Annotated in this window: 11 protein-coding genes and 1 pseudogene; 1 reads left to right on the forward strand and 11 read right to left on the reverse strand. The window is 73.8% G+C overall.

Going from position 1 to position 12206, the window contains the following annotated elements:
* Positions 1-50: 50 nt before the first annotated feature.
* The 4 genes from PV350_RS38660 to bldG all read right to left on the reverse strand — a co-directional run bounded on the left by PV350_RS38660 (position 51) and on the right by bldG (position 4445).
* A complete protein-coding gene (locus tag PV350_RS38660; RefSeq protein WP_499513076.1) occupies positions 51-617 on the reverse strand; it encodes a small secreted protein in 567 nt (188 codons plus the stop codon).
* A gap of 173 nt (positions 618-790) precedes the next feature.
* Positions 791-3214: a sodium-translocating pyrophosphatase gene (locus tag PV350_RS38665; RefSeq protein ID WP_499513075.1), complete on the reverse strand. Its 2424-nt coding sequence runs from the start codon at positions 3212-3214 to the stop codon at positions 791-793.
* A gap of 310 nt (positions 3215-3524) precedes the next feature.
* Positions 3525-4019 (reverse strand): ATP-binding protein, encoded by a 495-nt coding sequence (locus tag PV350_RS38670; RefSeq protein ID WP_499513074.1) that lies wholly within the window; start codon positions 4017-4019, stop codon positions 3525-3527.
* Between the two features lie 84 nt (positions 4020-4103).
* On the reverse strand, positions 4104-4445 hold the full coding sequence (bldG, locus tag PV350_RS38675) for an anti-sigma factor antagonist BldG (RefSeq protein WP_018562186.1): 342 nt from the start codon (positions 4443-4445) through the stop codon (positions 4104-4106).
* Between the two features lie 135 nt (positions 4446-4580).
* On the opposite strand from bldG, the gene PV350_RS38680 reads away from it, so the two are divergent.
* The gene (locus PV350_RS38680) at positions 4581-6986 is read left to right on the forward strand and encodes a DEAD/DEAH box helicase (RefSeq protein WP_500338132.1); all 2406 of its coding nucleotides are present in this window, start codon (positions 4581-4583) and stop codon (positions 6984-6986) included.
* 60 nt (positions 6987-7046) lie between these two features.
* Here PV350_RS38680 and PV350_RS38685 read toward each other — a convergent pair.
* The 7 genes and pseudogenes from PV350_RS38685 to ssd all read right to left on the reverse strand — a co-directional run.
* A pseudogene (locus PV350_RS38685) lies at positions 7047-7229 on the reverse strand (Rv3654c family TadE-like protein); the annotation flags it as partial.
* Between the two features lie 68 nt (positions 7230-7297).
* Positions 7298-7645, reverse strand: a complete 348-nt coding sequence (locus PV350_RS38690) for a TadE family type IV pilus minor pilin (RefSeq protein ID WP_499513072.1) — start codon at positions 7643-7645, stop codon at positions 7298-7300.
* A complete protein-coding gene (locus tag PV350_RS38695; protein ID WP_499513071.1) occupies positions 7632-7820 on the reverse strand; it encodes a DUF4244 domain-containing protein in 189 nt (62 codons plus the stop codon). The genes PV350_RS38690 and PV350_RS38695 overlap by 14 nt, the downstream gene beginning before the upstream one ends.
* Positions 7821-7840: 20 nt before the next feature.
* Positions 7841-8617: a type II secretion system F family protein gene (locus PV350_RS38700; RefSeq protein ID WP_499513070.1), complete on the reverse strand. Its 777-nt coding sequence runs from the start codon at positions 8615-8617 to the stop codon at positions 7841-7843.
* Entirely contained in the window at positions 8614-9522 is a 909-nt protein-coding gene (locus PV350_RS38705) for a type II secretion system F family protein (protein WP_499513069.1), read from the reverse strand. Before PV350_RS38705 ends, PV350_RS38700 begins: the two co-directional genes overlap by 4 nt.
* Complete coding sequence (locus tag PV350_RS38710; protein WP_500338134.1) at positions 9519-10673, reverse strand: TadA family conjugal transfer-associated ATPase; 1155 nt, start codon at positions 10671-10673, stop codon at positions 9519-9521. Before PV350_RS38710 ends, PV350_RS38705 begins: the two co-directional genes overlap by 4 nt.
* Positions 10670-11776: a septum site-determining protein Ssd gene (gene ssd, locus PV350_RS38715; protein WP_500338135.1), complete on the reverse strand. Its 1107-nt coding sequence runs from the start codon at positions 11774-11776 to the stop codon at positions 10670-10672. The genes PV350_RS38710 and ssd overlap by 4 nt, the downstream gene beginning before the upstream one ends.
* Between the last annotated feature and the right edge of the window lie 430 nt (positions 11777-12206).

Below are 12206 nucleotides of genomic sequence, written 5' to 3' on the forward strand. Positions count from 1 at the left end.
ATTGTCACCCGCGACGGGGCGCCCGGCGGGCCCCACCCGCCCTCGGACGGTCAGGACTTCGAGGGCTTCGCGCCGGAGTCCTGGCAGCCGGGCTGCTTCGCCATGGCCCGGCCGACCTCGCCCTGGCGCAGCGTGTCGAGCGCCTGCTCGCCGCTCTTGCTCACCTTGGCCAGGTTGTCGGAGACGCCCTTCAGCCCGTCGGCGAACTTCGCCTGGTCGGAGACGGGCAGCGCGTCGACCTGCTTGCGCAGGTTCGCGTAGGCGGTGGACAGCGAGTTGAGGTCGTTGACCGCGTCCTGCTTGAGCTTGGTGCCGTCGTCGACCGGCGGGTCGCCGGCCTTGCCGACGATCCCGGCGAGCGCCTTGTAGGCCTCCGAGATCTGCCCGAACGCCGTGGAGTCGGCACTCCGGACGTCCTGCGGCTTGGCGTTGCTCGGGGTGTTGCTGATGTGGGTGTTCGCGTCGTTGATCTTCTTGACCTGGGCGGAAGCCTGGTCGCAGACCGTCTTCGCCCAGGCGTCGAGCTTTTCGTTACCGCCGTCGCCGCATCCCGACAGCGACCCCGTCGCGAGGATCACAGCCGTGACGGACAGCGCAGCCGCGAGTTTGGTGTTCACGGCCCCGGAACCTACACGGCTCCTGTCCGCGGGCCACATCGCTTCCACTCGATGCGCCCACTATTGCCCCTTATGAACCAAGAAGAGGGTGATGCATCTGACGTGCCCGCGGGCGGCGGGCGCCACCCCGGAGGATGACGCCCGCCGCCGTATCACGATGAGCTCACACTACGTCAGACCGTGGCCGTCGCATTCGGGTCGGCTGATCGCTTCGTGGTCTCGGTGTCGTCATGGCCGGCGTCGGCGCCCTCGTCGTCCCCGACCGCGATGCCGCGACGCTTGGAGATGTAGACGGCACCCACGATGACCACCAGGGACACCGCGGCGACGCCGATCCGCACGCCGAGGTTGGCCTGGTCGCCGTAGGAGAACTGGACCACCGCCGGGGCGACCAGCAGCGCCACCAGGTTCATGACCTTCAGCAGTGGGTTGATGGCCGGGCCCGCGGTGTCCTTGAACGGGTCGCCCACGGTGTCGCCGATGACGGTCGCGGCGTGGGCCTCGCTGCCCTTGCCGCCGTAATGGCCGTCCTCGACGAGCTTCTTGGCGTTGTCCCAGGCACCGCCGGAGTTGGCGAGGAAGACCGCCATGAGCGTGCCCGCGCCGATGGCTCCGGCGAGGTAGGAGCCCAGCGCTCCGATGCCGAGGGAGAAGCCGACGGCGATGGGGGCGAGTACGGCGAGCAGACCGGGGGTGGCCAGCTCGCGCAGCGCGTCCTTGGTGCAGATGTCCACGACGCGCCCGTACTCGGGCTTCTCGGTGTAGTCCATGATCCCGGGGTGCTCGCGGAACTGCCGGCGCACCTCGAAGACCACCGCACCCGCCGACCGGGAGACGGCGTTGATGGCCAGTCCGGAGAAGAGGAAGACGACGGCCGCGCCGAGCAGCAGGCCGAACAGGTTGTTCGGCTGGGAGATGTCCAGGTCCAGCCACCTGAGGTCGGCGGCGGAGATGTTCGCCTCCCGCACCGCGGTGTCGACGGCCTCCTTGAAGGACCCGAACAGCGCGGTCGCTGCGAGCACGGCGGTCGCGATGGCGATGCCCTTGGTGATCGCCTTGGTGGTGTTGCCGACCGCGTCGAGGTCGGTGAGCACCTGGGCGCCCTCGCCGTGGACGTCGCCGGACATCTCGGCGATGCCCTGGGCGTTGTCGGAGACCGGGCCGAAGGTGTCCATGGCCACGATCACGCCGACGGTGGTGAGCAGACCGGTGCCGGCCAGCGCCACGGCGAACAGGGCGAGCCAGATCGAGGCACCACCCAGCAGGAAGGCGCCGTACACCGAGAGGCCGATGAGGACGGCCGAGTACACCGCGGACTCCAGGCCGACGGAGATGCCGGACAGGACGACGGTGGCGGGCCCGGTCAGCGACGTCTTGCCGATGTCCCGCACCGGGCGCCGGCTGGTCTCGGTGAAGTAGCCGGTGAGCTGCTGGATGAGCGCCGCGAGCACGATGCCGATGGCGACCGCGACCAGCGCGAGGATGCGCGGGTCACCGCCGTGCGAGGCGATGTCGCCCGGGACGTTGGCCAGCTCCGCGTACGTCGAGGGCAGGTACGCGAACGCCGCGACGGCCACCATCGCCAGCGAGATCACCGCGGAGATGAAGAAGCCGCGGTTGATGGCGGTCATGCCGCTGCGGTCCTTGCGGCGGGGGGCCACCGCGAAGATGCCGACCATGGCGGTGAGCACGCCGATCGCCGGGATCAGCAGCGGGAAGGCCAGGCCGGAGTCGCCGAAGGCGACCTTGCCGAGGATGAGCGCGGCCACCAGGGTGACGGCGTACGACTCGAACAGGTCGGCCGCCATGCCGGCGCAGTCGCCGACGTTGTCGCCGACGTTGTCCGCGATGGTGGCGGCGTTGCGCGGGTCGTCCTCGGGGATGCCCTGCTCGACCTTGCCGACCAGGTCGGCGCCGACGTCCGCGGCCTTGGTGAAGATGCCGCCGCCGACACGCATGAACATGGCCAGCAGCGCGGCGCCGAAGCCGAAGCCCTCCAGCACCTTGGGCGCGTCGGCCTTGTAGACCAGCACGACGACGGAGGCGCCCAGCAGCCCCAGGCCCACGGTGAACATGCCGACCACGCCGCCGGTGCGGAAGGCGATCTTCATCGCGCGGTGCGAGACGGTCGTCAGGTCCGCCGGGGGTTCACCCGGCGCCGGGGTCGCGGCTCGTGCGGCTGCGGCCACGCGGACGTTGCTGCGCACCGCCAGCCACATGCCGATGTAGCCGGTGACCGCCGAGAAGCCGGCGCCCACCAGGAAGAACACGCTTCGGCCGATGCGCTGCGCCGTGGTGTCCGCGGGCAGCAGCATGAGCAGGAAGAACGCGACGACCGCGAAGACTCCCAGAGTGCGGAACTGCCGTGCGAGGTAGGCGTTTGCGCCTTCCTGCACGGCAGCCGCGATCTTCTTCATGCTGTCGGTGCCCTCGTCGGCACTGAGCACTTGACGTACCAGCACCACGGCGAGCACCAGGGCGGCCAGTGCCACCACCACGATGACGAGCACGAGATTGCGGTTGCCGTCGGTCAGTACAGGTGATGCGGCAAGCGGTTGGGCGATGTCCTGCAGGTGAGGGGTAAGTGGCCCCGCCATTCGTCCTCCTTGACGTTTGGCACGTGGGCGCGCGGCTCCGGCGACAAAGCAGCCACGACGCTCAGGCTTGTGAGCTGAGCAAAGATGGACGGATTGTAGGGAGCCGAACTAGATCAAAACAGGGCGCAGGAAACGAAATTCGCCGCCGCCGGGGATATAGCAAAGGAGATCGCCCGCAGATATCACCGGAAAAGGTGAACAGTCACCGTGTAAGTGGATCAACCACCGGGTGAATCCGCGCACGCCGAGCTGACCTGCGGCAGAAGCGCGCAGGCAGCTCGGCAGGAGTGCGTGAAGGGGGGCTGGGCGGCTAGGAGAGCGCGGCCGGGTTCAGCGGCCAGCTCATCCGGATGACATCGCCGTACTCTCCCGAGAAGACCTCGACGTCGTCGACGAGGCCGCTGATGACGGCCAGACCCATCTGGCCCTCGTCCTCCGCCTCGGAGGAGTCGGACGAGGAGGGTGAGCCGTCGGGAAGCGGCTCGGAGTGCTCGGCGGGGCTGTCACCACGCGCCGAGGGCACACTGGCGGCGTCGGCGGGGCGTTCGTCCGCCTCGGGGGACTTCTCGCCGACCTCGATGGAGAACTTCTTCTCCTCCTCGGTCAGCACCACCCGCACCGGACGGTCCGCACCACTGCTGCGGTACAGCCCGACGGCCCGGCTGCACGCCTCACCGACGGCGAGCCGGACCTCGTCGAGGACGGCCTCGTCCACCCCTGCCCTGCGGGCTACCGCAGCCGCCACCAGTCGTGCGGTGCGGACGTGCTCCGGCAGTGCGCTGAAGAGCAGTTCTACGGTGGGCATGGCCTCCCCCTCGTGCCTGTGGGCGGGCAACACAGGGGCCCGGGCGTCGGCGTCGCCCGGAGCCCCTCGGTCCGGCGTCGAACGTCAGTCGGTCGCCGCGACGGCCTCGTCGACCGAGGTGTGGATGGGGAACACCTTGGTCAGGCCGGTGATACGGAAAATCTTGAGAATGCGCTCCTGGTTGCACACCAGGCGCAGCGAGCCTTCATGCGCGCGAACCCGCTTGAGCCCGCCGACCAGCACGCCCAGCCCCGTCGAGTCCAGGAAGTCCACGCCTTCCATGTCCACGACCAGGTGGTAGCTACCGTCGTTCACGAGTTCCACCAGCTGCTCGCGCAGCTTGGGTGCGGTGTACACATCAATCTCGCCGCCGACCTCGACGACCGTACGGTCGCCGACGGTTCGAGTCGACAGGGACAGGTCCACGGATCCTCCAGCACCTTGCATCGAGCGGTCGCCCCCCATGGATCGGCAGCCGCGATGGCATTCAATCACTTACCAGCGGGCATGCACGACGCCTTACGGCGATTGTCCGTCATGCCAGTGACACACTGAGTGCCGATGGCTCAGGATCATCTTCCGCAGTCGGCGCACGGCCGCACCTCCCCCGTCGCCCTCCTGGAGCGGCTTGCCACGGGGGCGGGCAGGGCCGCGCGCATCACCCATACGGAGCACTTGCCCCCACGGGCGGGTCGCCATGCCGATTGGCCTGATCAGATCCGCCCGGAGGTGATCGACGCGGTCCGCGCGTCCGGCATCGAGCGGCCGTGGGAGCACCAGGCACAGGTGGCCGCCCACGCCCTCGCCGGCACCTCCGCGGTGGTCGCCACGGGAACGGCCTCCGGCAAGTCCCTGGCGTACCTCGTGCCGGTCCTCAGCGCCCTCGTGGAGGGCTCCGAGGCGCCGAACGGCCGGGGCGCCACCGCGCTCTACCTGGCGCCCACCAAGGCCCTGGCGGCCGATCAGCGGCGTGCCGTCGCCGAACTCGCCGCACCGCTGGGCAAGGCGGTGCGCGCGGCGGTCTACGACGGCGACACGCCGTTCGAGGAGCGCGAGTGGGTCCGCCAGTACGCGACCTACGTGCTCACCAACCCCGACATGCTCCATCTGGGTGTCCTCCCGGGCCATTCCCGGTGGTCCTCCTTCCTCCGGCAGCTGCGCTACGTCGTGATCGACGAGTGCCACACCTACCGGGGCGTCTTCGGCTCGCACGTCGCCCAGGTCATACGCAGGCTGCGGCGTGTCTGCGCCCGCTACGGGGCGGATCCCGTCTTCCTCCTCGCCTCCGCGACCGCCGCCGACCCCGGCGCCACGGCCACCCGGCTGACGGGCGTGCCCGTCGCCGAGGTCACCGAGGACGCCTCACCGCGCGGCGAGGTCGCCTTCGCCCTGTGGGAGCCCCCGCTCACCGAGCTCAGCGGGGAGCACGGCGCCCCGGTGCGCCGCACGGCCACCGCCGAGGCCGCCGACCTGCTGACGGACCTGGTGCTCGACGGCACCCGCACGGTCGCCTTCGTGCGCTCCCGGCGGGCCGCCGAGCTGATCGCCGTCATCGCCCAGGAACGCCTCGCCGAGATCGACCGCCGGCTCACCCGCCGGGTCGCCGCCTACCGGGGCGGTTACCTGCCCCAGGAGCGCCGGGCCATCGAACGGGACCTGCACAGCGGGCGGCTCCTCGGACTGGCCTCCACGACGGCCCTGGAGCTGGGTGTGGACGTCTCCGGGCTCGACGCCGTGCTCCTGGCCGGGTACCCCGGCACGAGGGCCTCCCTGTGGCAGCAGGCGGGCCGTGCGGGGCGCTCGGGCCAGGGGGCGCTGGCGGTGCTGATCGCCCGCGACGACCCGCTGGACACCTACCTCGTGCACCACCCGGACGCGCTTTTCCGCCGCCCGGTCGAGTCGACCGTGCTGGACCCGGACAACCCGTACGTCCTCGCCCCGCACCTGTGCGCCGCCGCGGCAGAGCTACCGCTCGGCGAGGAGGACCTGGAGCTCTTCGGGCCCGAGACCGCCGCGCTGCTGCCCCAGCTGGAGCGCCGCGGACTGCTGCGGCGCCGCACCGGCGGCTGGTACTGGACGCGGCGGGAGCGGGCCGCCGACCTCACCGACATCCGCGGCGAGGGCGGCAAGCCCGTCCAGGTCGTCGAGGCCGGGACCGGGCGCCTGCTCGGCACCGTCGACGCGGGCGCCGCGCACACCACCGTCCACGAGGGCGCGGTCCACCTGCACCAGGGCCGCACCTATCTCGTCCGGCACCTGGACCTGGAGGACTCCGTCGCGCTGGTGGAGCAGGCCGACCCGCCGTACTCGACGATGGCCCGCGACACCACGGCGATCTCCGTGCTCGACGAGGACCTGGTGGAGGGGTGGGGCGAGGCCCGCCTCCACTTCGGCTCCGTCGAGGTCACCCATCAGGTCGTCTCCTTCCTCCGTCGACGGCTGATCACCAACGAGGTGATGGGCGAGACCAAGCTGGACCTGCCGCCCCGCACCCTGCGCACCCGTGCCGTGTGGTGGACGGTCACCGACGATCAGCTCGACGCGGCGGGTATCCACCCCGAGGAGCTGCCCGGCGCCCTCCACGCCGCCGAGCACGCCTCCATCGGCCTCCTCCCGCTCTTCGCCACCTGTGACCGCTGGGACATCGGCGGGGTCTCCGTGCCGCTCCACCAGGACACCGGGCTGCCGACCGTCTTCGTGTACGACGGCCATCCCGGTGGCGCCGGCTTCGCGGAACGGGCCTTCCGCACCGCCCGCGGCTGGCTCACCGCCACCCGCGAGGCGATCGCCTCCTGCGAGTGCGAGTTCGGCTGCCCCTCCTGCGTGCAGTCGCCCAAGTGCGGCAACGGCAACGACCCGCTGGACAAGCAGGCCGCGGTACGCCTGCTCGACGTGCTCCTCGCGGCGGAGGGCCCGTCGGAGCCCATCCCCGCCGTACCGGCGCCCGCCCCGGATCCGGAGTCCTGAGGCCCGGGAGCGGACCCGGGCGGGGCCGACCGCGGCCGTGACGTCGGCGATCTCACCGCTGACGGCACAGCGGACCAGCCGGGCGTGCTGGGCGGCCGCCACCCGCCCGGCCACGGCGCAGGCTTCCGCGCCGCCCCGCAGGGCGTGGTCCGCGGCGGCGAGCGCGGCGAGGTCCGCGGCGGCGCCTGCGCGGTGCCGTGCCGAGACGGCGGCGCCGAAGGCCAGCACGGCGCAGGCGGCCATCGCCAGCAGCGCTCCCAGGAGGGCCGTCCAGACCGTCGCGGAGCCCCGGTCGCTCCCTCGCCGGCGGCTCACGGCCCCTCCCCTGTTCCCTCCACGGCGGCGACCGCCTCACCGTGGAGGGTGAGGGACAGGGAGCGGGCCTCGACCGTGACTCGGACCAGGTCGCCGCCCCGGCGGACCGAGACGGCGGCCCCGGCGGGAGCCGCCGTGCGGGCCGCCCGCAGCACCGCGCCGTCCGGCTCCTCGCGGGCCGCCGCACGGGCTCCGGCCCGTGCGGCGTCGACGCAGCGGATCTGCGCGGCCGCCGCGGCCAGCCCCCACAGCAGCAGCGCCGTGAGGAACACCAGCGACGGGATGACCACCGCCGCCTCCGCCGTGACATAGCCGGCGTCACGGCGGCGCTCAGAACGCCACATCGAGGGCCCGCTTGATGAGCCCGCTGAGCGCGGAGCTGACCGCGCCCGAGGTGACCACCTTGTAGAGCACGGCCGCGAAACCGCAGGCCGCCAGCGTGCCCACGGCGTACTCGGCCGTGGTCATCCCGCCCTCGCCGGTGCGGCACCGGCGGCTCAGCTTCCTCAGACAACGCATGACTCGCATGGGATCCCCCTTCAGATCGTCGTGCCGGCGAGGATCGCCCCCGCCAGCCCCATCACCACCGGCGCGACCCCCACGAGGAGGAAGGCCGGCAGGAAGCACAGCCCCAGCGGGGCGGTGATCAGCACTCCGGCGCGGCGGGCCCGCGCCGCCCCGAAACGGGCGTGCTCGGCGCGGCAGCCGGCGGCGAGCCGCGCGATCTCCTCGACCGGCGGCACTCCCGTCGTGGTGGCGCGCTCCATGCACCGGGCGAGCTCCCGGCAGCCGAGCCGGTCCAGCCGGCCCCAGCACTGCGCGGGGTCGCCGCCCAGGCGGAGCTCGGCGGCGGCGCGGGTGAGCGCCTCGCCGAGCGGCCCGCCCAGGGACGGTCCGACGGCCTCGGCTGCCTCGCGGGGCCCGGCTCCGGCCGCGACACAGGCGGCCATCAGATCGGCCGCCAGTGGCAGCTGCCGCGCGGCCCGGGCCTGGTCCGCGGGCCCGGCGGGCCGGGGCCGCCGCTGCCGTCGGCGCAGCGCGTACGCGGCGCCGAGCCCGGCCGCCGCGCCGGGGACTCCGCCGACCAGAGCGAACGCACCCAGGGCGACCCCGGCGACCGGCGCCCATTCCCGGGCGGAGGCCGTGCCCGGCCATCTGCGGCCGCGCCGGGCCGGTGGCGCCGCGCCCATGAGCAACCGCAGCCTGCGCCGCGCGGCACGCTCCCTCCGGGTGGCGGCGAGGGCGCCCGCGGCGCACAGGGCGGTGGCGGCGACGGCCACGACGATCCCCAGCCTGTGGACGGCGTCGCCGCTCATGACCCGCCCTCCGCGGTCCGGACGATGCGCGCGGTCCAGGCGAGCCCGGCCCACTCCAGAAGCCCGCCGGCGGCCAGGCAGCCCAGCCCCGCGGGTGTGCGCAGCAGGATGCCCAGCGGATCGGCGCCCAGCCCGGCGCCCAGGACCAGCCCGAAGACGGGCAGCAGGGCCAGCAGCGCGACGGTGGAGCGGGGTGCCGCCAGCTGGGCCCTCAGGTCCTCCCGCTGGTCGCGTTCGGCACGCAGGGCGGCCGCGATCCGGTCCAGGCCGTCGGCGAGCCCCGCGCCGCCGTCCACCGCCACCTGCCAGCAGGCGGCGACACCGGAGAGCCCCTCGGCGCCCTCCAGCCGGGCGGCCGACCGCAGCGCCGCGGGCACGTCACCGCCGAAACGGGCGGCTGCCAGCAACGGCAGTGCCGCGTCCGACAGGCCGGGGTGCTCCGGCCAGCCCTCGCGGCCCAGCGCACCCGCCAGCGCGGCGGGCGGTGCCAGTCCTGCCCGCAGATCGCCGGCGACCGCCGCACACAGCGCACCCACCGCCAGGGCCCGCCGTTCCGCTTCGGCGCGCCGCTCCCGCCCGCGCAGCCACCGCCCGGCGAACGGCACCGCGGCCGCCCCGAGCAGGGCCGGCAGCACCGACCCGGCGGCCAGCCCCGCGACCAACCCGCCCGGCAGGAAGAGCACTTCGCGGCCGAGGCGCCAGCCGTACCGCACCCGGAACGGCTCCAGCAGCCCGCTGAGGCGGGTTTCGAGGCTGCCCGGCCCCAGGAGCCCACCGGTCACCCCGCGGGCCCCAGAGGCGCCACTGAGCAACGTCCTTGCCCTACGGAGGACTTCATCCCCGGCGCACGCCACCCAGGCGGCGGTGCCCGCGCACAGGGTGGCAAGGAGCACCGCGGCGCTCATGACCGCCCCCTTGCGCAGAGTGCGGTCAACCGGCCCCATCCCGGGCCGCGTTCGCCGCCGCACAGGGCCGGCACCGTGCCGACGATCCCGTCCGGCCCGCGCTCCAGGACGTGGATCTCGGCGACCCGGCGCTGCCCCGAGCGGTCCCGCACCAGATGCACCACCACCGACAGGGCGGCCGCCAACTGGCTGTGCAGCGCGGCCCGGTCCAGGCCCGCCACGGCGCCCAGCGCCTCCAGCCGGGCGGGCACATCACCCGCGGCATTGGCGTGGACCGTCCCGCACCCGCCCTCGTGGCCGGTGTTGAGGGCGCCCAGCAGATCCAGGACCTCGGGCCCGCGCACCTCTCCGACCACCAGCCGGTCCGGCCGCATGCGCAGCGCCTGCCGTACGAGGTCCCGCAGGGTGACCAGCCCGGCGCCCTCCTGGTTGGCGGGCCGGGTCTCCAGCCGGACGACGTGCGGATGGCGCGGCCGCAGCTCGGCGGAGTCCTCGGCGAGGACGATGCGCTCGCCCGGCGGGACGAGGCCGAGCAGGCAGCTCAGCAGCGTGGTCTTGCCGGAGCCCGTGCCGCCGGAGACCAGGTACGACAGGCGGGCGTCCAGCACAGCCCGCAGGAGGGCGGCCGTGCCGCCGTCCATGCTGCCCGCGGCCACCAGTTCGTCCAGGGCGAAGGCCCGGGTGCGGACGACCCGCAGGGACAGGCACGGGGCGCCGACCACCACCGGTGGCAGCACCGCGTGCAGCCGGGTGCCGTCCGGCAGCCGGGCGTCGACCCAGGGCCGGGCGTCGTCCAGCCGTCGTCCGGCCGCGGAGGCGAGCCGCTGGGCGAGCCTGCGCACGGCCGCCGCGTCCGCGAACCGCACCTCGGTGCGCTCCAGTCCGGCGCCCCGGTCGGCCCACACCTCGTCCGGCCCGTTCACCAGCACATCGGTGACGTCCGGTTCGGCGAGCAGCCCCTCCAGCGGCCCGGCGCCGACCATCTCGGAGCGCAGCGCGGCCACCACGTCGAGCACTTCGGTGTCGCCCAGCAGCCGGCCCTGTGCCCGCAACGCGGCGGCCACGCCGGCCGGGGTGGGCTCGTCACCGGAGGCGGCCAGCCGCAGCCGTACCGCGTCCAGCAGGGTGGGCGTCATGACCTCGGCGCTCATGCGGCCGCGCTCCCGCCCGGCAGCGCCGCCGTGAGGAAGGCCGAGCAGAACCCGGCCAGTGGGCCCCGGCCGCTGCCGCCCGGTGCCTCGCCGCCGTCCAGGGCGGCGGGCAGGCCGGGCTCCGTCGGCAGCTCACCGGCGAGCGGGAGCCCGACCAGTTCGGCGAGCCCCTCGTCGGTGAACCCCGAGCCGAAGGGGCCGCGGGCGACCACACGCAGGTCCCGCAGCACCATGGCCATCCGGGACGCGACCCGCCCGGCGGCCGCGACCGCGCGCAGCTCGGCGGGGACGACCAGCAGTCCGACGTCGATCTGGGCGAGCGCCTCGGCCACCGCCTCGTCCATGCGGCGCGGCAGGTCGACGACCACCACCCCGCCGCGCCGCCGCGCGGCGCCCATCACCGACCGCATGGCCTGCGGCGGGATGACGACGGTGTCGCCACGGTCCCAGCTGAGGACGCTCAGGGCGTGCGTGCGGGGCAGCGACTCCTCCAGCGCCCCGCTGCTGACCCGGCCCCGCGACTCGGCGAGGTCGGGCCAGCGCAGCCCGCCCACCCGTTCGGCCCCGAGCAGTACGTCCAGCCCGCCGCCGAGCGGATCTGCGTCGACGAGCAGCGTGCGGCGCCCGGAGCGGGCGGCGGTGACGGCCATCGCGCAGGCCAGCGTGCTGGCCCCCGCGCCGCCGCGGCCGCCCACGACGCCGATCGTCAGGGCCGGGTCGCCGGCGCCCTCCGCCACATCGGCGATCCGGTCGACCAGCCAGGTCTCGGCGTCGGGCAGGAAGGCGACGTGCTCGGCGCCGACATCCACGGCGCGGCGCCACACGTCCGGATCGTCCAGATCCCGTCCGACCAGGAGCACGCCCCGGCGGCGGCGCGCCGTGCCCGGCACGCGGCGGGTGTCCGCGGCGCCGACCAGCACCAGCGGCGCCCCCTCCCAGCTGCCCGGCGCCGGCGGGACCCCGAAGGCGACCTCCGGCTCCGCACCCGCCGCGGCGCACAGGCGCAGCAGGTCGTCCAGGAGGGCCCCGTCCTCGGTGACGATGAGCGGGCCGCCGCCAGGATCGTCCTTTCCGCGCGGCCATGCGGACGCCCGCCCGGGCACCCGCCCGTCACGCGCTCCTTTTGTTTCACCGTTGAATGATTCGGCCACCTCGGCGTCCCCCTCGCTCGCTCCGGCCCGTCCCGTCGGTATCGGGCACATGCACCGCACACATCTCCGGTACGGCATTTGCCGCCAGAGTCTCGCGAGTCGCCGAAACTTGATGATCTTGGTGGTAATCCGTGGATAACCAGGCCGTTGTGGATATCTCCACCACCCGCGCGAGTGGCTTCCCCCGGGCAGCACAACGAATGTGATCCGTCACTCACCGTAGCCGGGCAAAGAAAAAGACCGGCCCCCCGCGGAAGCCGCGGGGGGCCGATCACATGCCGGGCGCGTCCGGACTCATGGCCTGAATATGCCCCCGGACATGCGACGACCCCCGCCGGGGGGGAGAGCGGGGGTCGTCGCATGTCCGGGGGCATATTCAGGC

It is taken from the genome of Streptomyces sp. PA03-6a (genome assembly GCF_033792765.1).
Taxonomy (GTDB): Bacteria; Actinomycetota; Actinomycetes; order Streptomycetales; family Streptomycetaceae; genus Actinacidiphila.